Source organism: Amycolatopsis sp. CA-230715 (assembly GCF_018736145.1).
Taxonomy (GTDB): domain Bacteria; phylum Actinomycetota; class Actinomycetes; order Mycobacteriales; family Pseudonocardiaceae; genus Amycolatopsis.
In genome coordinates, this window is record NZ_CP059997.1 from 5376351 (window position 1) to 5395663 (window position 19313).

Sequence of the window (19313 nt, forward strand, 5' to 3'; positions counted from 1 at the left end):
ACAAGGGGTGGGTTGTCCACAGGTGAGCTCGGTGGGGGTGGCGGCGGGGCAAGGTGTTTGGTCACGCTGGGTTCCATGACCAAGAGGGCCCGCTGGGCGGACTATCCGGAATTGCTGGAAACGCGATCGAAGAGGGGTGTCATCAAAGTGTCGACACTTGTTTCGATGGGGATGCACAGCAGGACGATCTACCGGCGCTGCCTACCGGGCGACCGCTGGCAGCGCTTGCTTCCCGGTGTCGTGCTTCTTCGCAACGGCGAGCCGACGCAGGAACAGCGAATGATCGCTGCGCTCCTGTACGCCGGCCCGTCCGCGATGGTGACCGGGGTCGAGGCGTGCCTGCGGCAGGGCATAAGACCGAGGGTTCTGCCGCAGCTCAACTACGTCCATGTACTGGTCCCGCACGAGCACAAGATCAAAAGCAGCGAGTTCGTGGTGACCGAGCGGACTCGGCGGCTTCCGGTGCCCGTCCTCCAGGGAAGTTTGGCGCTGGCACCACTGCCTCGTGCGACGGTGGACGCGGTTCGTCGCATCACGAATCCGGAGACGGCTGGGCAGCTCCTGAGCGAAGTGGTGCAACAGGGGCATTGCTCTGCCGAAGAACTTGGTTGGGAACTGGAAAACGGCGGGCAACGAGGTACCGCTGTTCCCCGCAAAGCGCTGTCCGAGTGGGGATCGCTGCGGTCGGTCGCGGAATCAAGGGCGAAGAAGATCGCCGACGGCCTTTCGCCACCACCATCTCATTGGAACGTTCCCGTTCATGATGAGTACGGGAACTACATCGGTTGCCCGGACGCCTGGTGGGACGACGTCGGCCTGGCATGGGAGATCGACTCCGCCGAGTTCCACTTCTCGTTGTCCGGTTATTCGCGCACCATCGATCGGAACACGCGCTACGCGAAGGCGGGGATCTCCTGTGTGCAAACGCTTCCGTCGCACTTGACCAAGAAGCCCGACGCCGTGCGCGCGGCATTGGTCTCGGCTTACCGCTCTGCCGCAGATCGGCCACGCCCTCGCGTGCGGCTGATGATGCCGACTCGGTGACCGCCCTCCGAGGCCGTTCCCCTGTCCCGAAGGCCACCTTGGGGGACTCTAGCGTCGCGCAGGTTCCCCTCGTGGCGGCAGCGTCGCTCGGCCGCACATTACGAGGGCCGAGTTCACGGCGCCCAGTTCCTCAAGGGAGGCCTTCGGGGCAAACGACAATGGCCGCCGCATCCTTCAGGAGTGCGGCGGCCGTCGGCGAGCGCGGGTCAGGAAAGCTTGTCGACCACGAATTCGATGCACTGGGTCAGCGCGGTGACGTCCTCGGGGTCGATGGCGGGGAACATGCCGACGCGCAGCTGGTTCCTGCCGAGCTTCCGGTACGGCTCGGTGTCGACGATCCCGTTGGCGCGCAAGGCTTTCGCGACAGCCGAGGCGTCCACCTCGTCCGCGAAGTCGATGGTGCCGACGACCTGCGAGCGGTGCGCGGGGTCGGTGACGAACGGCGTGGTGTAGCTCGTCTTTTCGGCCCACTGGTAGAGCCTGCTCGACGAGTCGGCGGTGCGGCCGGTCGCCCAGTCGAGCCCGCCGTTGCCGTTGATCCACTCGATCTGGTCGGCGAGCAGGAGCAGCGTCGCGACCGCGGGGGTGTTGTAGGTCTGGTCCTTGCGCGAGTTGTCCAGCGCGGTGGTCAGCGAAAGGAATTCCGGGACCCACCGGTCGCTCTCGCCGATCTCGCCGATCCGCTCGACGGCGGCGGGCGAGGCCAGCGCCAGCCACAGGCCGCCGTCGGAGGCGAACGACTTCTGCGGCGCGAAGTAGTAGACGTCGAAGTCCTCGGCCTTGACCGGCAGGCCGCCCGCGCCGGAGGTGGCGTCGATCGCGACGAGCGCGCCGTCGCTGCCCGCGGGGCGCCGCACCGGCACCGCGACGCCGGTCGAGGTTTCGTTGTGCGCCCAGCCGACCAGGTCGGCGCCGGACTGGTAGGCGATTTCCGGGGCACTCCCCGGTTCCGCCTTCACCACGGTCGATTCGGCGAGGAACGGCGCGCCGTTGGTGACGGTGGCGAACTTCGACGAGAACTCGCCGTAGGTGAAGTGCTGCGCGCGCTCGCGCACGAGACCGAACGCGGCCGCGTCCCAGAACGCGGTGGTGCCGCCGTTGCCGAGGATGACCTCGTAGCCCTCGGGCAGGGAGAACAGCTCGGACAGACCCGCACGCACCCGGCCGACCAGCGACTTGACCGGCTTCTGCCGGTGGGAGGTGCCGAAGTAGGTGGCACCGCTGGAGGCGAGGGCGGCCAGCTGCTCCGGGCGGACCTTGGACGGCCCGCAACCGAAGCGGCCATCGGCCGGCTTGAGTTCGGCGGGAATGGTCAGTTCAGCTGCGTCGGTCATGTGGTCAGTCTCTCAGCCCTGGGCGGACGGGCTCCCACCGGTGTGGCCCGAGTCTCAGCAAGTGGACCGGAAATCGTGATGCCATCACGGGTTTGACCAGGATGTGGTCCCGGAAAGTCTGGCAGGATGCCCGATTTCTCACTTGTTGAGAGGGCCCAGTTCGACGATGATCGCGCCGTCGAGCAGCTTCCGTGCCCGCTTGAGCGTGATCGAGCCGCTGAGCCAGCGTTCGCTCAACCCCTCCACGAGTGCGGTGAGCCGCTCGGCCGCGTCAACCGGGGACGTATCCGGTTTCGCGTGCCCGCTGCCCTGTGCCTCGCGGATGAGGGACTCGATGTCTTCGGACCACGCGCGGGTGCTCGCGCGCAGCGGGTCCCGCAGGTCTTCGGAAAACACCGCGCTGGCGCGCAGTTCACCCCAGGCGATGCTGTTTTCGCGGACGTCGGCGGTGTCCCGCAGTTCGAGCCGGAGCATCTGCTCCAGCCGGGTGCGAGGATCCGGTGCGGAGAACTCGGTGTAGCGGATCGCCCGGTCGTTGACGTGCTCGAGCGCGCGGCGCAGCACACCGGCGCGATCCTTGAAGTGGTAGTAGATCAGCGCGGTGGACACCTCGGCCTCGGCCGCGAGCTTCTCGACCCGCAGGCCGCGCACGCCGTCCTTGGCGATCACCCGCACCGCGGCTTCGAGGATTTGGGTCTGACGGTCGGACACGGAAGACCACCTTACGGTTTCCCGGCCGGTTCCTGCTGGGTGGTGCAGTGGATCCCGCCGCCACCGGCGGCGATGCCGTCGATGTTCAGCTGCACGACCTCCCGGTCGGGGAACAGGCGCTCCAAAGTGGCCCGCGCCGCCGAATCCCCTTCGGCGTCACCGAATTCCGGTGCGATGACGCCGCCGTTGCACAGGTAGAAGTTGATGTACCCGGCCGCGAAGTCGTCGCTCGCGAACTCGGGGCGGACCGTGGCGGGCCCCTTGATCACCTCCACCCGCAGCGGGCGCCCGCTCGCGTCGGTCGCCGCTTTGAGGATGGCGAGGTGCCGTTCGGTGACTTCGTGGTCGTAGGACTGCGGGTCGGTGTCGAGCCCCGCCACTACGATCCCCGGACGGGCGAAGCGGGCGTAGAAATCCGTGTGCCCGTCGGTGATGTCGCGCCCCGCGATCCCGGGCAGCCAGATGATCTTCTTCAGCCCGAGCAGATCCGCGAGCTTCGCTTCAACGTCCTTTTTGGACTTCCCTGGATTGCGGTTTTCGTTCAGCACGCAGCTTTCGGTGATGATGGCGGTGCCTTCGCCGTCGACCTCGATGCCGCCGCCTTCGAGCACGAGATCGGTGTGCACGGTCTCGGCGCCCGCGCGGGCGGTGACGAACCCCGCGACCTTCGCGTCCCGGGGATGTCCCTGTTTCCCGCCCCAGCCGTTGAAGTTGAAGTCGACCCCGGCTGTGTCGTTGCCGCTGTGCACGAACACCGGGCCGGTGTCGCGCATCCACAGGTCGTCGAGTTCGGCGGCGACCAGTTCGACGTTCGCGTCACCGACGAGCCCGCGGGCCAGGTCGAGTTCGTCTTGGCGCACCAGCATCGACACCGGCTCGAACCGCGCGATGGCCGTCGCGATCGTCGCGAGGTTCCGCTGCGCCACCGGGACTTGGGCCGGTTCCCACACCCGATCGCTGACCCCGAACGCCATCCAGGTCCGCTCGTGCGGCTGGCCCTCCTCGGGCATCACGCGCTTCGGCGCGGGGCCGCCGCTGGGTGGCGCGGGCCTGGCGCGGTCGTCGGCAGGGGTTTCGCCGCGGCACCCGGCGACCAGCGCGCCAGTAAACAGGGGAGTCCCCAGTTGCACGAACCGACGGCGTCGCATGGTGTTTCCTTCCGCCTCGCGGCGAGCTTGGTGACTGTCTGTCGCCGCCAACTCTACCCTGACTGAATTTTCAGTCAAACCGATGGGCAATCTATCGCCCGGACGTGGTCGAGGGTGACGCCGTTCGGGAAGGTTGGTCGAGTTACCGGGTAGGAGTGTCCGCTCGGAGTTCGGCCAAGAAGGCTCGCCAGGGTCGAGAGTCCATGCGGAGGCTGCCTCCGCCGCGTTGCTTGGTGTCCCGGATCAGGACTGCAACCGGGGATGTCCCCACTTCGACACACTCGCCGTTTCCACCGCTGTGGCTGCTTGCTCGCCAAACAACTGCGCTTGGCTCAATCGTGCTCATCGGGGTCCTCTCGATCCTGGTACAGCTCGACCGCCAAGCTGCTGATCAGGTCCCTCGATTGTGCCTCGGGCAATGCCGTCTTCGCCAGACTCGTGAGGATCCGCCGATAGGTGGCGGTTTCCTCCTTGTTTTCAAGAAATAGGCTCGATGTATCGGTCTCGATGTGCACAACAGGTCTGATGTCGGTGAACTCCATGAAGATGAACGAACTGACCAGCGCCGCATGCGCGCCGACCGATGCCGGGATGATCCGCAGCGAGACGTTCGGCCGCACAGATATGCGAAGCAGGTGGTGCAACTGTTCCGACATCACTTGCCTGCCGCCGATGGGAAGCCTGAGCACGGATTCGGGCATGGTGAAGGTGAAGTGCGCGGCGCGCGGCCTACTGAAGATGCTCGCTCGGGCGAGCCTTGCGGTGACCCGCTCTTCGACCTCATCGGCCGGAACGTTCACCGCATTCTTGATCACTGCGCGGGCGTAGTCCGCGACTTGTAGAGAGCCCGGGACCAGGATAGCCGCGAATGCCTGAACGGCCACAGCTTTGTCCTCGTGGTCCAGGTAGGTGCGGAGATGCTTCGGCAGGTGCGAGCCGTAGCGCTGCCACCAGCCCGGCTGGTTCGCTTCCCGGCAGAGCGCGATCAGGCGTGCGTGCTCCTTGCCACCGACACCGCAGAAACCCAGCAGGGCAGCCACATCCGATTCCCGTGCGGTGCGCTTGCCGCTGAGCATCCGCGAGACTTCGCTCGGCGACCAGCCCAGTTTGTGCGCGAGTTGCTTGCCGGTCAGTCCTGCTTTCTGCAACGCGGCGCGAAGCGCTTCGCCGAGTTCCCGGCTGCGCACGGTGGTCTCGTGGTCGGTCATGGCGCCAAGCTAAGGCGACCACGCGGTGGTTCCGGCGCGAAACACGGTGCTGCCACCGGAAAGAAGCAGCCCGTGCCCGCGTCTCAATTCTTTCTCGACGCTTGTAAAGCTCTTTCGAATTACTCGGCGCGCCACCCGGATGGGTCAACGCCGCCGGGGATCGGGGCGTCGGTGTTGTACGGGGTGCGGCTGAAGATGAACGTGTTCAGGTCCAGGTGCACCGGGGTGCTGTCCGCCGATCGCCCCACGCGCAGGGTTTCGCCCGCGTAGTAGCCGTCGAGGCCGAGCCAGTCGTCGCCTTCGAGGTGCCGGAAGCGCGACGCGCGGCCTTCGCCGTTGGCGGGGGCCAGGTTCAGTTTGCCGTCGCCGAGCACGCGCAGGTGGTACGGCGTGACACCCCAGTGCCACAGGCCGGTCAGCGCGAGCAGTGCCGGGTCCACTTCGGACGGTCGCCATTCCGCGGGCAGGGCGGGTTCGAGGCGCTCCACCAGGTCGATCAGGTCGATGGCGAGGCGCACGATGCCGACGCCCGTGGTCGAGTTGGCCATCGCGACCGCGCCGGTCCCGGTCACTTCGTCGATGAGCGCGGTCGCGAGGAAACCGGGCATCGAGCCGCTGTGCCCGGCCAGCCGCCTGCCGTTGAAGCGCATGAGCTGAAGGCCCAGCCCGAAACCGCTGTTCCACGTGTCGGCGTCGTCGACGGTGGCGAGCGCGCGCATTTCGGCGACGGTGTCCGGGTGCAGCACTTCGCCGGTGTCGCCGCCGACGAACGCGGTCCAGCGCGCGAGGTCCGGGACGGTCGCCCAGAGCTGACCGGCCGGTGCCATCGCACCCGCGTCCGGGTGCGGCTCGGGCAGCAGCACGTCCGCGAACGGGTGCACCGCCCAGCCTTCGGCGTGCTCGCCGGTGGGGTGCGGCTCGGTGCGGTCCATGCCAAGGGGGAACAGGATTTCCTCGCGCAGCGCGTCGAACCAGCTCTTGCCGCGCAGGCGCGCGACCAGCTCGCCGAGCGCGCCGTAGCCGACGTTCGAATAGTGGAAGCGGCTTCCGGGGCGGTGCTTCAGGTCGGCCGCGGTGAGGCTCGTGTCGAGCGCGGACCAGTCGCCGCCCTTCGCGCGCTCCCACCACGTCCCCGGCGATTCGGCGGTGATGCCGCTGGTGTGCGAGAGGAGCTGCGCGACGGTCAGGTGCCCCAGCACGGTTCCCGCGACGTGCTTTTCGAGCGGGTCGGTGAGGTCGACCTTGCCCTCGTCGCGCAGCCGCATCACGAGCGCGGCGACCATCGACTTCGTGATCGAGCCGAGCCGGTACTGCGTGCCGTCGCCCGGCCGCTGCCCGCCGACGAACCCGCGCGCACCGGACCAGACCAGTTCGCCGCCGCGGACCACCCCGGCCACCAGCGACGGCGCGCGGCTGCCCGCCTGCTCGGTGGCGATGCGGTGCAAGAGCGCGGTTTCAGTCGAAGCCTCCATGCCCCGCATTCTGCCTCCCGCGGCTTCGCGTCGGCGGGCGGCGTGCCCCGAAGGTGGCCTTCGGGGACCCTGGCGCCACTTTTCTCACGGTTGGTGCCCCGAAAGTGGCTTTCGGGCCGCTGGATTTCCCGAAGGTCACTTTCGGGGCACGCGAAGGCCTGCTGCGGGCCCGCGCAGGTGGCGGGATTGCGGTGCGGGGGTCGAGTTCGCGGCGTCTAGTGCCCCGAAGGTCACCTTCGGGGACTCGCGCAGGTCGCGGCAGCCGCGAGGGCCGGGATCGTGACGCTCAACGCCCCAAGAGGAGCCTTCGGCGACATACACGCCCCGACCGCTATCGGGGCATCGCGAGCGAGTCAGAGGAGGCCGTGGCGCATGGCGGTGGTCACGGCGGCGGTCCGGTCGGACACGTCGAGTTTGCCGAACACGCGCAGTAGATGGGTCTTCACGGTGGCTTCGCTGATGTGCAGTTCGCGGCCGATGTCGGCGTTCGTGCCGCCCTTCGCCACCAGTTTGAGCACTTCGACCTCGCGCGCCGAAAGCGCCGGGGCGGCCGGTTGCCGCACGCGGCGCACGAGCTTCCCGGCCACGGACGGTGCCAGCACGGTTTCGCCGCGTGCCGCCGCGCGGATCGCGTTCGCCAGCTCGGCGCGCGAGGCGTCCTTCAGCAGGTAACCGGCCGCGCCCGCTTCGACTGCGCGCAGGATGTCGGTGTCCGTTTCGTACGTGGTGAGCACGACGACCCGCCGCGCCGGAGAGTCCGCGAGGATCCGCTTCGTGGCTTCCACACCGTCGAGGCCGGGCATGCGCAGATCCATCAGCACCACGTCGGGTTCCTTCGCGGCGCTCATCACCACGCCTTCGCCGCCGCTGTTCGCTTCGCCGACGACGGTGAGGTCTTCTTCGGCCTCCAGCATCCCGCGCAGGCCCTCGCGGACGACGGGATGGTCGTCGACGAGCAGGATCGTGATCACACCGGCACCTCCAGCTCCACCGTCGTCCCGTCCTCTGGTCCACTGTGGATGGTAAGCGAACCGCCCGCTTCGCTGGCGCGCGCCCGCATCCCGTCCAGGCCGTAGCCGGTATGGCCTGACGACGCGTCGAACCCCGCGCCGTCGTCGCGCACGGTGAGCCGGATCGAGCCGTTCGCCGCGCGGAGCCGGATCGCCACCGCGGAAGCTCCGGAATGCTTGCGCACGTTGGTCAGCGCTTCTTGCGCGCCCCGGAGGAGCACCACCTCGGTCGCGGTCGGCAACTTCGGCAGCTCGTCGATCTCGCAGGTGACGTCCATTCCGGACTCGCCGAGCCGTGCCGCCTCGCGGTGCACCGCATCCTCCAAAGTGGACGATCCGAGCGCGGCGGGGGTCAGCTCGGCGACCATCGCCCGCGCTTCCGCGAGGTTGTCCCGCGCGGTGCGCGCCGCCAGTGCGAGATGCCGCTTCGCCGTATCGGGGTTCGTGTCCATTTCGGACTCGATGGCCTGCGCGAGCGTCACGATGCTGGTGAAGCCCTGCGCGAGCGTGTCGTGGATTTCCCTCGCGAGCCGCTCGCGTTCGGCCGCCGTGCCCGCTTCGCGGGACAGCCGCGAGACCTCCGCCTGGCTCGCTTCGAGCTGCTCGATCAGCTGGGCGCGCTCCTTGCTCTGGTTGACCACCCGGTCGATCCACGGCCCGACGAACGCGGCGAACAGCACCATCAGCCCGGTGAACGGGATCAGCACACCGAGGTTCGGGTCCGTCTCGATGCCGAAGTTCACGATGACCGACAGCGGCGGGACCGCGGCCATGAGCACGGTCGCGGTCACCGCGATCCGGACCGGCACCGTCAAGAACAACATCGAACCGGTCGCGAACAGCGCGAACCCTGCCGACGGCCGCAGCATGATCGCCGTGACGCAGGCGACGACGACCACCACCGCGAACACCACGCGCAGCGGGCCGCCGGTTTCCTTGCGCGCGATCCGCCTGCCGAGCGCGAGGTAGGCCAGCGCGGTGACCGCGACGAGCGCCAGGCTCCAGTACGTGGCGCCCGCCGGGGTGCCGGTGGTTTCGGTGGACAGGACCACCGTGGTCGCCGCGTAGGCGACCACGAAGAACGCGTCCCACAACCAGAACCAGCGGCTGGTGGCCTCGGTCATCGCTCGCGGTTCGTCCACCGGAAGGTCAGCGCGCACAGCGCCAGCCCCGCGGCGCACCAGGCGCCGAGCACCAGCGCCACCGTGCCGAGTTCCCATGATCCCGCCATCTCGTATCCGGACATCTCCGCCGGCAGGAACACCGAGCGGAAGCCCTGGCAGATCCACTTCACCGGGAAGAACGAAGCGATGTCGACCATAACCTTCGGCAGCGTGGTGATCGGCGTGACGAACACGCCGGAGATGAACTGGAGCCCGATGAACACCAGGTTCATCACCGCCGTCGCCGCGTTGACGGACCGTGCGACGGCGCTCAGCGCGATCCCGACCAGCGCGCACGCGAACGTGCCGAGCACGAAGACCCAGGAGAACGTCAGCCAGCTCGCGGCGTCGCTCGGCAGCTTCAGGCCGAACGCGGTGATCGCGACGACGAGCATGAGCACCGCTTCGGCGATGCTCGCCACGGCGACCTGCACGACCTTGCCGATGAAGTACGCCGCGACCGGGATCGGCGTGCCGCGCAAGCGCTTCAGCGCGCCGTTCTCCCGGTCGACGACCACGCCGATGCCCATCGAGTTGAACGAGGTCGAAATGATGCCCGCGCCGATCATGCCCGCGGCGAGCACCTGGCTCGCGGTGACGCCGGTGCCGTCGTAGGTGCCTTTGAAGATCGAACCGAGCAGGACCATCAGGAACGCGGGCAGCGCGAAGGTGAACGCCACGTGTTCCTTCTGGCGGAAGAACTGGGCGAGTTCGACACGGCCCCTCGCGAGTCCGAGGCGAAGCGTGCCGGGCAAAGCCGCGGCGGTGGGCGGGGCGATCGTGGTCACCGGTTTTCTCCGATCAGGCCGAGGTAGACGTCTTCGAGGCTGGGGCGGGTGATGGTGAGGTCCGCGAGCTCGCCACCCCCAGCGGTCAGCTCGCGGACCAGGCGGGTCGGTGTCGTGGTGCGGACGGCCTGCGGGCCGCGCGCGTCGGTCCACCGGACGGTGGCTTCGGCGCCCGCGCGGCCGCCCAGCGTGGCGGGAGTGCCCTCGGCGACGATCGAGCCGCCCGCGATCACGGCGACGCGGTCGGCCAGCGCTTCGGCTTCGTCGAGGTAGTGGGTGGTGAGCAGGATCGTGGTGCCCTCGTCGGCGAGCGAGCCGATCAGCGCCCAGAACTGGCGCCGCGCCTCGGGGTCGAAGCCGGTGGTCGGCTCGTCGAGGAAGAGCAGTTCGGGCCTGCCGATGATGCCGAGCGCCACGTCGACCCGGCGCCGTTGTCCGCCGGACAGGGCGCGTACTTTCGCGCCAGCCTTCGCGGTGAGCCCGACCAGCTCGATGACTTCTTCGGGATCGCGCGGATCCGGGTAGTAGCCCGCGAAATGCCGCACGGTTTCGGTGACCGTGAGCGAGTCGACATCCTCAGAGGACTGGAGCACGATGCCGAGCTTCGCGCGCCATGCCCGTCCCGCGGAGCCGGGATCCTCGCCGAGCACACGCGCCTCGCCCGAGGTCCGCCTGCGGTGGCCTTCCAGTATTTCGGTCGTGGTGGTCTTGCCCGCGCCGTTCGGCCCGAGCAGCGCCAGCACTTCGCCGTGGTCGATGTCGAGGTCGATGCCGTCGACCGCGACGTGCCCGGCGTACTCCTTGCGCAGTCCGCGCACCTTCACTGCTGTCATGCGTAGAGCGTCGCGCCGGGACCGGGGTCCGCGGGACGACCGCGAAGTGGAATCCGGTTGTCCACCGATCGGTGGACGGCTCAGCGCGGCGCGAGCAGTTCCCGCAGCGCCAGGTCGAGCGATTCGAGCAGGCGCGGCTGGGATTCGACGTCGATGAGCATGCGGTTCGCGAAACCCTCGGAAAGCGCGAGCACGATGTCGGCGAGCTGGTCCGCGCCGAGGTCGTCGCGGATGTCGCCCTGTTCCTGCGAGCGCTCGAGGAACCTGACCGTCATCGCGTGCAGGTCGCGGTAGCCCTCGCGGAGGTAGTCGTTCCACGGCGGCGTGACGGCGGCGCGCGCGGTGAAGGCGAGGATCACGATCACCTCGGCGCGCACCTGGTCGTCGAGCGGCATGGCGGCGATGATCAGCCGGTGCAGCACGGCGAGCAGATCACCGCCGTAGTCCACTTCGGACCATCGGTTCTCCAGGTAGTCACCGGTCAGGTCGAGCGCGAAGTAGTACAGCTCTTCCTTGGTGGAGAAGTACTTTTGGACCGCGCCCGCGGAAAGACCCGCCTCGGCCGCGACCGTGCGCACGCTGACCGCCTCGATGCCTTCGCGTGCGACGAGCCGCAGCAGCGCTTCCGCGATCTCACGGCGGCGCTCGGCCTTGTCGACGATCTTCGGCACGTTCCCATCCTAGGCGGAGTGCGGCTGACCGCCCTGGGTGACGGCGAGGCCGAGCCCGGTCCGCAGGGACACCACTTCGCGGCCCTGTCTGCGGCTGACCACGAATCCCGCCCCGCGCAGCACGGCAAGGTGCTGGGACACCGCGGCGGCGGACACCGACAACCGGGCCGCCAGCTCCGAGACCGTGCTGGGCCGGTCCAGTTCGAACAGGAGGTTCGCGCGGGTGGCGCCGAGCAGCTTCGCCAAAGCCGGTTTCGCTGTCGTGTTCGGACGGTCCCACAGCGCGCCGAACCCGTGCGCCGGGTAGCAGAGCGCGAGCCGGGCGGGGCCGTCGCGCAGCCGCGCGTCGGGCCACACGAACACCGAAGGGATGAGCACCAGATCGCGCCGTCCGACGTGGACCCGGGCTTCGCCGACCTGGAGATCGCGGTTGCGGTGCGAGAGCACGTCCGGGTGGAGTTCGTCGAGCACGGCGGGGGAACCCGATTCGACGAGGCGCTGACCTCGCCGCTCGATATCGCCCTGGAGCACCCCTTCGAGCTGGGGCCACACGGGCGCGATGATCGCGTCGTGCACCGCGATCAGCCGGTCCGCCAGTCCGTCCTCAGTGGACTCCAGGCCGGTGATCTCGTCGCGGAAGGCGACCGTGCGCGTCGCTGGCACGGGGACGGCGGATTCGGGCACCACCGGCAGCGTCAGATCGGCCAACCGCGGCTCGGCCCACGACGCCCAGCGATGGTGGACCGGCGAACGGCCGGGGGAAGCCAGCAGGCGCAGCGCGGCCACGGTCTCCCACAGCGGCGACACGGCGAAACGGACGGCCATCGCTTAAGTCAAGCGTAAAACGTCGGCGTTCGCGAGCAGCGCCGGAATACTGCGGGACATGAGCGATGCCTTGGCCTTCAAGGAGTTCGGCGCCGGTGTCCCGGTGCTCGGGCTCCACGGCTGGCTGGCGGATCACCGCCTGCTGACCGGCTGCCTGGAACCGGTGTTCGCCGCCAGGTCCGGGTACCGGCGGCTCTACCCTGACTTGCCGGGGATGGGCGGGTCGCCGTGCGGATCGGTGCGCGACTCAGCCGGGATGGTCGCCGCCGTGTCCGCGTTCGTCGACGCGCGGCTCGGCTCGGCGAGGTTCCTGCTCATCGGCCAGTCCTACGGCGGGTACCTCGCCCGCGAACTGGTGCGGCAGCGGCCGGATCAGGTACTGGGCATGGCGTTGCTCTGCCCGATGGGCACCGAGCTGGAACCCGCGCGGCGCACCGTTCCGCCCCGCGCCGTGCTGCGGCGGGACCCGGCGCTGGTCGCCGCGCTGGAGCCCGCGTTCACCGACGTGGCGGTGGTGCAGTCGGCGGCGACGCTGGCCCGGTTCCGCGCCGAGGTCGCGTCCGGGCAGGCGATCGCCGACCGTGCCGCGCTCGCGTCGGTCCGCGAAAACTGGGCACTCGCCGTGCCGCCGGAAACCGGTGCGCCGTATGAACGTCCCGTGCTCGTCCTCACCGGAAGGCAGGACTCGTCGACCGGGTATGCCGAGCAGTACGCGCTGCTCGGTCACTACCCGCGCGCGTCCTACGCGGTGCTCGACCGGGCCGGGCACAATCTGCAGTTCGAACAGGCCGTCCTGTTCGAGACCCTGGTCGACGAATGGCTCGACCGCGTCGAGGAAGAAAGGGAGCGAGCATGCCGCTCATCACCGTCAAGATGTTCCCCGGCCGCACACCGGAGCAGAAGGCCGCGCTCGCGGAACGCCTGACCGACGTCTTCCTGGAAACCTGCGGGAATCCCGGCCAGCCGCGAACCGGCGTATGGGTGGTCATCGACGAAGTGCCCGCCGAGAACTGGGCCGTCGGCGGCAAGCTCTCGGGATCCGCCACCCCGTGACGAGTACCCCCTTATAGGATACAGTCGTATCTCGAAAAAGGGGGGAATCATGGCGGTCGACCAACGGACGAGTTCGAGGAATCAGCTCGCGGCGGCGCTCACGCGCGGGCCGGTGGAGGTGCTCGACTTCTTCCTGCCGCTGTGGGCGGGCGCCGGGCTCGGCGCGTCACCCGCCGCGATCGGCGCGCTCACCGCGCTGGAGACGCTGGTGTCGTTCCTGGTGCGGCCGATCGCGGGCGCGCTGGCCGATCGGTACGACCGCGGGCGGATCGCGGCCTTCGGTGCTGTCCTCTATGGACTTTCCTTCGCCGGGTACGCGGCAACGCCGTCGATCGGTTTCGCCTACGGCGCGGCGGTTCTGGGCGGTGCGGGTGGCGCGCTGTTCTGGGTCGCGTTGCGCGCGCGGGTCGGGGAGGGGCTCGCCGACGACAGCGGCGCGTTCAGCAAGCTCTTCGCCGCCGAGGGCGCTGGCACCTGGATCGCGTTCGTCGCCGGTATCGGACTGGTGTCCAAAATAGACTACCGAGGGGTTTTCTGGCTCGGCGCTGCCGCGTGCGGGCTTGCCGCCGCCACGATGCTCGAAGGTGGCCGAGCCGTCGTAAAGTCCGATGTGGACGCTCCGAGGTTCGGGCAGCTCGGCAGGCGCATGCGCCCGATGCTCGGGCTCGTGGTGCTGACGTCGATGGCCGAGGCAGGCGTGGCGCTCCTGCTGCTGATGCACCTACAGCGCGGGCATCACCTGCAGCTGTCCGAGATCGCGTGGGTGTTCATCCCCGGATTCATGGTGTACAGCACGCTGCCGGACTACCTGCACGGCGTGGTGGGGCGGCTCGGGCGCACGCGGGTGCTGGCGCTGGCGATGATCGGCAGCGCGCTGTTCGCGGGCGCGCTGTCGTTCGCGCCGGGCCCGGTGGTGATCGCGGTGCTGTGGATCCTTTCGGCGGCCGCGTTCGCCGCGGCGATCCCGGTGGAACAGGCCGTCGTGGCCGAGGCGGCGGGGGTCAGCCTCGGCAAGGGGATGGGCATCTACGAGAGCGCGACGCTGCTCGGCGCCACGATCGGCACGTTCGCCGCCGGTCAGCTCTACGACCCGGACGGGCGGTGGCGCTGGGCCTGCGTCGGCGCCGCGGTGCTGCTGCTCGCCGGGTCGCTGGTGGTGCGGGGCGCGGTGCGGCGGGTCGGGGTCGAGGAGTTCCCGGCGCCGCCGCCGGTCGTGGAAAAGGAGCCGGAGCCCGAGCCGGAGCCCGAGTCCGAAGCGCCGAAGGCCGAGGAGAAGCACCCGCTCCGGAACTGGGGCATCCACGCGGCGCTGTTCCTGCTCGGGCAAGGGGTGCTCGCGGCGTTCGGGTACTGCTGGCCGGTCGAACTGCTCTTCGGCGAAGCGCACGACGCGAACTGGATCTGGAACTCCAGCGGGCGGTGGCCGATGGACGTCAGCCGGATCTGGTGCTTCGTCTTCGTCATCGACACCGCGTGGACCTGGGGCGCGCTGCTGGTCAAGCGCGTGAAACGATCTTATTGACAACCTGTCTAATATGGTGGTGTGTCTCAGCTGCAGGTGACGGCCAGCGACGGCGTGCGCCTCGCGGTCCGTGTTACGGGTCCCGAGCAGGCGCCGACGGTCGTCTGCGTGCACGGCTATCCCGACAACGGGTCCATGTGGGACGGGGTGGTCGCCGAGTTCGGCGAGCGCTACCGCGTCGTGGTCTACGACGTGCGCGGCGCGGGCGCCTCGGACAAGCCGAAGAAGCGGTCCGCGTACCGGCTTGACCAGCTTGCCGCCGATCTGGCCGCGGTGATCGACGAGGTCGCGCCGACCGGGAAGGTGCACCTGCTCGCGCACGACTGGGGCGCCATCCAGACCTGGCACGCGGTGACCGGTGACGGGCTGCGCGGCCGCATCGCTTCATACACGTCCATTTCGGGGCCGAGCCTCGATCACGCCGGGCACTGGTTCCGCGCGCAGCTCCGGCCGAACCCGCGTCGCCTCAAGAACGCGCTGACGCAGTTCCTGCACTCGGGGTACATCGCGTACTTCCAGCTCCCGCTGCTGCCCGAACTGGTGTGGCGCACGGGGTTGATGCGCAGGATCATCGCGCGGATGGAGCCCGCCGAGAAGGCGCCGGAGACCGCGGACGGCGTGCACGGGCTCAAGCTGTACCGCGCGAACATGCTGCCTCGGTTGACCAGGCCCGCGAAGAAACCCGCCGACATCCCGGTTCAGGTGGTGGCCCCGGCGGGGGACGGGTTCGTCGGCACGCCGTTGCAGACCGAGATCGGGCGCTGGGTGCCGGACCTGCGGGTGCGGCGCGTCACCGGAAGCCACTGGATCACGCGCAGCAACCCGGCGATGGTGGCGCGCGTGGCTGGCGAGCTGATCGACCACGTCGAAGGCGGGCCGGAAGCGCGCGGTCTGCGGCGTGCGCGCGTGACGAGCGCGCCGCGCGGGCGGTTCGCCGACCAACTCGTCGTGGTGACCGGGGCGGGCAGCGGGATCGGTCGCGCCACCGCGCTCGCCTTCGCTGCCGAGGGCGCCGAGCTGGCGATCACCGACATCAACGAAGCGGGCCTCAAGGAAACCGCGGATTCCTTGCGCGGCAAGGGTGCGCTGGCCGAAAAGTACATTGTGGACTCTTCGTGCGGCGAAGACGTCGAGGCGTTCGCGAAGCAGCTTCGCGCCGCGCACGGGGTTCCCGACATCGTGGTGAACAACGCCGGGATCGGGATGGCCGGGCCGTTCCTGGACACCGGTGTCGAGGACTGGGAACGCGTCATCGACATCAACCTGTGGGGCGTCATCCACGGTTGCCGCGCGTTCGCGCGCCAGCTCGTCGAACGGGGCGAGGGCGGGCACATCGTGAACCTCGCGTCGGCCGCGGCCTACCAGCCGTCGAAGTTCATGTCCGCCTACGCCACCACGAAATCCGGCGTGCTGATGCTCAGCGAATGCCTGCGCGCCGAGCTGGCCGAGCACCGCATCGGCGTGACGGCGGTGTGCCCGGGGATCGTGCGCACGAACATCACGAGCACCACGAGGTTCGTCGGCGTCGACGCGAAGGAACAGGCGAGGCGGCAGCGGAAGAGCACGAAGCTCTACGCGCGCCGGAACTTCGGGCCCGAGGGCGTGGCACGGGACCTGCTGGCCGCGGTGGAACGGAACACGGCGGTGGCCCCCTCGACCCCGGAAGCCAAGGCGGCGTTGGTGCTTTCGCGGCTGACCCCGGGCGTGGTGCGCGCCGCCGCCCGCCTGAACGTCACGCCTTGAGGCAGGGCTGACGATGCCCCGGTAGATATCAAAGGTGGTCTTCAGCTACTCGCGACGACGCGAACTTCGCTCGGGTAAGGGCTTCTGCTGTCTCGGCGGATCTGCCTGGTGCCCTGAAGGTGGCTTTCGGGGAATTGAGCGCCCCGAAGGCCACCTTCGGGGCATGGGCAGCCCCGCCCGCACACCCGCGAGGGCCGAGAAAGTGGCGCTAGAGTCCCCGAAGGTGGCCTTCGGGGACCTCACCCCTTGGGTGAGCCGAGGCAGTAGGTGACGTCGTGGACGGCGCCCGGCGCACCGCCGAAATCGGGGGCCTTGCCGTAGAACAGGGCCGCCGCGTTCGGATCGCCCGCCGCGAAGTCGCGGCACCAGTCGCGGCCGTCGCCGTCGACGATCTTCTTCAGGCGCACCTTGGCCTTCGGGTCGGCACAGTCCACACGCGACCCGGTGGCCACCCGCTGGTCGATCGCGGTGTAGCAGTCGCCTTCGTCGCCGTGCAGCATCAGGCACAGGCTCGGCTTGCTCTTGTCCTCGAAGTCGAAACCGGTGTAGTCGTCGGTGATGCAGTCGTCGGACCGGCCGTGGCCGACCTGCTTGGTCACCCGCTCCACCGCCCCGCGGTTGGCGCAGGCGAGCACCCACACCGACCGGTCGTCGTTGCCGATGCAGTCACCCGCCTTCGGCGTGCTGTTCGACCGGACGTCGGCGGCACCGGTCTGGGGCGGCTTGGGCGGCGTCGGGGCCGGTGACGAACTCGACGGCGGCGGTGGTGGCGGTGATTCGGGCATGGACGTGGTGCGGATCGTGCACGCGGTTACGGACACGAACGCGAGGGTCCCGATGACGAGCGCGGCGAAGGTGCGCATGCCGGATTTCTAACACCGGTCACCGGGACCCCTCCCGCCGTTGGCCGGAAGACGCCACCCGAAGGCGAAAAGCGGTTCAGGCCTTGGGGATTTCGCTCCAGCCTTCGACGTCTTCGGGACGCCGCGGGCCGGGGCCGACGTACTTCGCCGACGGCCGCACCAGACGGCCCGTGCGCTTCTGCTCGAGGATGTGCGCCGCCCAGCCCGCCGTGCGCGCCGACGAGAACATCGCGGGCATCATGTGCGGCGGCACCTGCGCGAAGTCCAGGATCACCGCGGCCCAGAACTCGACGTTCGTCTCGATCGGGTGGTCGGGGCGGCGCTCGCGGAGTTCGGCCAGCGCGGCCTGCTCCAGCGCGGCGGCGACCTCGTACCGCTCGGCGCCCAGCTCCTTGCAGGTGCGGCGCAGCACGCGCGCACGCGGGTCCTCCGCGCGGTACACGCGGTGCCCGAAGCCCATCAGGCGCTCCTTGCGGTCCAGGATGCCCTTGACCAGGCCCCGCGGGTCGTCGGTGCGCTCGACCTCGGCGATCATCGGCAGCACGCGCGCGGGCGCGCCGCCGTGCAGCGGGCCGGACATCGCGCCGATCGCGCCGGACAGCGAAGCGGCGACGTCGGCACCGGTCGACGCGATCACGCGCGCGGTGAAGGTCGACGCGTTGAGGCCGTGCTCGGCGGCCGAGACCCAGTAGGCGTCGACGGCCTTGACGTGCGCGGGGTCCGGCTCGCCGCGCCAGCGGACCATGAACCGCTCGCTGATCGAGGCCGCTTCGTCGACCCTCGACTGCGGGACGGCGGGCTGCCCGATGCCGCGCGCGGACTGGGCGACGTAGGACAGCGCCATCACGGACGCGCGGGCGAGCTGCTCGCGCGCCTCGTCGTCGGTGACGTCGAGCAGCGGGCGGTAGCCCCAGATCGGGGCGAGCATGGCGAGCGCGGCCTGCACGTCGACCCGCACGTCACCGGTGTGGACGGGGATCGGGAACGCCTCGGCTGGCGGCAGCGGGGTGCCGAACTTGCCGTCGACCAGCAGGCCCCACACGTCACCGAAGCCGACCTTGCCCGCGAGGTCCTCGATGTCGACCCCGCGGTAGCGCAGTGCGCCGCCGTCGCGGTCCGGTTCGGCGATTTCGGTGCGGAAGGCGACGATGCCTTCCAGCCCGGGGCGGAAACCGTCGTCCGGTTCTTCGGCCGACGTCGACACGGGCTTCGATACGGGCGCTGAGGTAGTCACAGATAAGACCTTTCGATGCGCGTTCCCCGACTGCTTGACCTACGCGCGGGCGACGCACAGGGCGCGCACCATCGCACGGGATGGACAAACCTTGCCCCTCTCACCGGCCAGTAGCAATCGAAAGATGCGGTGGTTTCGGTCACGATTACGAGAACGATTCAGTGCAGGTACGTGAACGACGGCAAATCTTCCGCAACGGGACGTGACAGCGGTGGCGACACCCCGTGCCCACGGGCAAGGACAGCGCCGGTAGATACCGAACCGGCCGAAAGTAGCGACTACGCAGCTCAGGCCGCCTTCCTCCGGGGGCTTTCGGCCTCCTCGGTAAATCCTGTGTTTCGTGCTCGCGCGCATCGGCCGATCCGGTGATAGACCTTCTCCATGCACCTGAGCCCGCAGGAACGGGACAAGCTCCTCGTCCACGTGGCCGCGGACGTCGCGCGCCGCAGACTGGAGCGCGGCGTCCTGCTGAACCACCCCGAGGCGGTCGCGCTCATCACCGACCACGTCCTCGAAGGCGCCCGCGACGGGCGGACGGTCGCCGAACTGGTCGTCAGCGGACGGACCGTGCTGTCCAGGGCGCAGGTGCTCGGCGGGGTCGCCGAAATGGTCGACTCCGTGCAGGTCGAGGCGACCTTCCCGGACGGGACCAAACTCGTCACCGTGCACGATCCGATCGTCTAGGAGTACC

The 19313-nt window shown here is 69.3% G+C and carries 20 protein-coding genes; 6 read left to right on the top strand and 14 right to left on the bottom strand.

What is annotated here, in order from left to right; genetic code table 11:
- Positions 1-75: 75 nt before the first annotated feature.
- A complete protein-coding gene (locus tag HUW46_RS25965; RefSeq protein ID WP_215541422.1) occupies positions 76-1044 on the top strand; it encodes a hypothetical protein in 969 nt (322 codons plus the stop codon).
- Between the two features lie 206 nt (positions 1045-1250).
- Here HUW46_RS25965 and serC read toward each other — a convergent pair whose 3' ends face one another.
- From serC to HUW46_RS26025, 12 genes are all read right to left on the bottom strand, one after another.
- The gene (gene serC, locus HUW46_RS25970; protein ID WP_215541423.1) at positions 1251-2378 is read right to left on the bottom strand and encodes a phosphoserine transaminase; all 1128 of its coding nucleotides are present in this window, start codon (positions 2376-2378) and stop codon (positions 1251-1253) included.
- A 138-nt stretch (positions 2379-2516) separates the two neighbouring features.
- A complete protein-coding gene (locus tag HUW46_RS25975; protein ID WP_215541424.1) occupies positions 2517-3089 on the bottom strand; it encodes a TetR/AcrR family transcriptional regulator in 573 nt (190 codons plus the stop codon).
- A gap of 11 nt (positions 3090-3100) precedes the next feature.
- Positions 3101-4237: an agmatine deiminase family protein gene (locus HUW46_RS25980; protein WP_215541425.1), complete on the bottom strand. Its 1137-nt coding sequence runs from the start codon at positions 4235-4237 to the stop codon at positions 3101-3103.
- A 142-nt stretch (positions 4238-4379) separates the two neighbouring features.
- Positions 4380-4583, bottom strand: coding sequence for a DUF397 domain-containing protein (locus tag HUW46_RS25985; protein WP_215541426.1), 204 nt, complete (start codon positions 4581-4583; stop codon positions 4380-4382).
- Positions 4570-5445, bottom strand: a complete 876-nt coding sequence (locus HUW46_RS25990; RefSeq protein ID WP_215541427.1) for a helix-turn-helix domain-containing protein — start codon at positions 5443-5445, stop codon at positions 4570-4572. The genes HUW46_RS25985 and HUW46_RS25990 overlap by 14 nt, the downstream gene beginning before the upstream one ends.
- Before the next feature lie 119 nt (positions 5446-5564).
- A complete protein-coding gene (locus HUW46_RS25995; protein ID WP_215541428.1) occupies positions 5565-6917 on the bottom strand; it encodes a serine hydrolase domain-containing protein in 1353 nt (450 codons plus the stop codon).
- 353 nt (positions 6918-7270) lie between these two features.
- On the bottom strand, positions 7271-7888 hold the full coding sequence (locus tag HUW46_RS26000; RefSeq protein ID WP_215541429.1) for a response regulator: 618 nt from the start codon (positions 7886-7888) through the stop codon (positions 7271-7273).
- Positions 7885-9069, bottom strand: coding sequence for a sensor histidine kinase (locus HUW46_RS26005; RefSeq protein ID WP_254124918.1), 1185 nt, complete (start codon positions 9067-9069; stop codon positions 7885-7887). Before HUW46_RS26005 ends, HUW46_RS26000 begins: the two co-directional genes overlap by 4 nt.
- Positions 9048-9878: an ABC transporter permease gene (locus HUW46_RS26010; RefSeq protein ID WP_442860857.1), complete on the bottom strand. Its 831-nt coding sequence runs from the start codon at positions 9876-9878 to the stop codon at positions 9048-9050. The genes HUW46_RS26005 and HUW46_RS26010 overlap by 22 nt, the downstream gene beginning before the upstream one ends.
- Positions 9875-10711, bottom strand: a complete 837-nt coding sequence (locus tag HUW46_RS26015; RefSeq protein ID WP_215541430.1) for an ABC transporter ATP-binding protein — start codon at positions 10709-10711, stop codon at positions 9875-9877. The genes HUW46_RS26010 and HUW46_RS26015 overlap by 4 nt, the downstream gene beginning before the upstream one ends.
- Before the next feature lie 80 nt (positions 10712-10791).
- Positions 10792-11382, bottom strand: a complete 591-nt coding sequence (locus HUW46_RS26020; protein ID WP_215541431.1) for a TetR/AcrR family transcriptional regulator — start codon at positions 11380-11382, stop codon at positions 10792-10794.
- 9 nt (positions 11383-11391) lie between these two features.
- Positions 11392-12207: an ArsR/SmtB family transcription factor gene (locus tag HUW46_RS26025; protein ID WP_215541432.1), complete on the bottom strand. Its 816-nt coding sequence runs from the start codon at positions 12205-12207 to the stop codon at positions 11392-11394.
- A gap of 58 nt (positions 12208-12265) precedes the next feature.
- Between HUW46_RS26025 and HUW46_RS26030 the strand changes: the two genes are divergently transcribed.
- From HUW46_RS26030 to HUW46_RS26045, 4 genes are read left to right on the top strand one after another with little or no spacing between them, the layout of a single operon-like run.
- On the top strand, positions 12266-13132 hold the full coding sequence (locus HUW46_RS26030) for an alpha/beta fold hydrolase (RefSeq protein ID WP_254124920.1): 867 nt from the start codon (positions 12266-12268) through the stop codon (positions 13130-13132).
- Positions 13060-13260 carry a tautomerase family protein gene (locus tag HUW46_RS26035; protein ID WP_254124922.1) on the top strand — a complete coding sequence of 67 codons (201 nt, stop codon included), beginning with the start codon at positions 13060-13062 and terminating at the stop codon, positions 13258-13260. The genes HUW46_RS26030 and HUW46_RS26035 overlap by 73 nt, the downstream gene beginning before the upstream one ends.
- 49 nt (positions 13261-13309) lie before the next feature.
- Positions 13310-14782, top strand: a complete 1473-nt coding sequence (locus HUW46_RS26040) for an MFS transporter (RefSeq protein WP_215541434.1) — start codon at positions 13310-13312, stop codon at positions 14780-14782.
- Positions 14783-14818: 36 nt separating this feature from the next.
- Positions 14819-16525, top strand: a complete 1707-nt coding sequence (locus tag HUW46_RS26045; RefSeq protein WP_215550119.1) for an SDR family oxidoreductase — start codon at positions 14819-14821, stop codon at positions 16523-16525.
- Positions 16526-16764: 239 nt separating this feature from the next.
- Here the strand turns inward: HUW46_RS26045 and HUW46_RS26050 are convergent, their stop codons facing one another.
- Both HUW46_RS26050 and HUW46_RS26055 read right to left on the bottom strand, forming a co-directional pair.
- Entirely contained in the window at positions 16765-17388 is a 624-nt protein-coding gene (locus HUW46_RS26050) for a hypothetical protein (RefSeq protein ID WP_215541435.1), read from the bottom strand.
- Positions 17389-17464: 76 nt separating this feature from the next.
- Positions 17465-18622: a citrate synthase 2 gene (locus HUW46_RS26055; protein ID WP_215541436.1), complete on the bottom strand. Its 1158-nt coding sequence runs from the start codon at positions 18620-18622 to the stop codon at positions 17465-17467.
- A 381-nt stretch (positions 18623-19003) separates the two neighbouring features.
- On the opposite strand from HUW46_RS26055, the gene HUW46_RS26060 reads away from it, so the two are divergent.
- A complete protein-coding gene (locus HUW46_RS26060; protein WP_215541437.1) occupies positions 19004-19306 on the top strand; it encodes an urease subunit gamma in 303 nt (100 codons plus the stop codon).
- The last annotated feature ends 7 nt before the right edge of the window (positions 19307-19313 follow it).

What these genes read in the sequence shown, in the direction of transcription:
- HUW46_RS25965 (WP_215541422.1), top strand. Translation starts at nt 76, where the DNA reads ATGACCAAGAGGGCCCGCTGGGCGGACTATCCGGAATTGCTGGAAACG.
- serC (WP_215541423.1), bottom strand. Translation starts at nt 2,378, where the DNA reads ATGACCGACGCAGCTGAACTGACCATTCCCGCCGAACTCAAGCCGGCC.
- HUW46_RS25980 (WP_215541425.1), bottom strand. Translation starts at nt 4,237, where the DNA reads ATGCGACGCCGTCGGTTCGTGCAACTGGGGACTCCCCTGTTTACTGGC.
- HUW46_RS25985 (WP_215541426.1), bottom strand. Translation starts at nt 4,583, where the DNA reads ATGAGCACGATTGAGCCAAGCGCAGTTGTTTGGCGAGCAAGCAGCCAC.
- HUW46_RS25990 (WP_215541427.1), bottom strand. Translation starts at nt 5,445, where the DNA reads ATGACCGACCACGAGACCACCGTGCGCAGCCGGGAACTCGGCGAAGCG.
- HUW46_RS25995 (WP_215541428.1), bottom strand. Translation starts at nt 6,917, where the DNA reads ATGGAGGCTTCGACTGAAACCGCGCTCTTGCACCGCATCGCCACCGAG.
- HUW46_RS26015 (WP_215541430.1), bottom strand. Translation starts at nt 10,711, where the DNA reads ATGACAGCAGTGAAGGTGCGCGGACTGCGCAAGGAGTACGCCGGGCAC.
- HUW46_RS26025 (WP_215541432.1), bottom strand. Translation starts at nt 12,207, where the DNA reads ATGGCCGTCCGTTTCGCCGTGTCGCCGCTGTGGGAGACCGTGGCCGCG.
- HUW46_RS26030 (WP_254124920.1), top strand. Translation starts at nt 12,266, where the DNA reads ATGAGCGATGCCTTGGCCTTCAAGGAGTTCGGCGCCGGTGTCCCGGTG.
- HUW46_RS26035 (WP_254124922.1), top strand. Translation starts at nt 13,060, where the DNA reads ATGCCGCTCATCACCGTCAAGATGTTCCCCGGCCGCACACCGGAGCAG.
- HUW46_RS26040 (WP_215541434.1), top strand. Translation starts at nt 13,310, where the DNA reads ATGGCGGTCGACCAACGGACGAGTTCGAGGAATCAGCTCGCGGCGGCG.
- HUW46_RS26050 (WP_215541435.1), bottom strand. Translation starts at nt 17,388, where the DNA reads ATGCGCACCTTCGCCGCGCTCGTCATCGGGACCCTCGCGTTCGTGTCC.
- HUW46_RS26060 (WP_215541437.1), top strand. Translation starts at nt 19,004, where the DNA reads ATGCACCTGAGCCCGCAGGAACGGGACAAGCTCCTCGTCCACGTGGCC.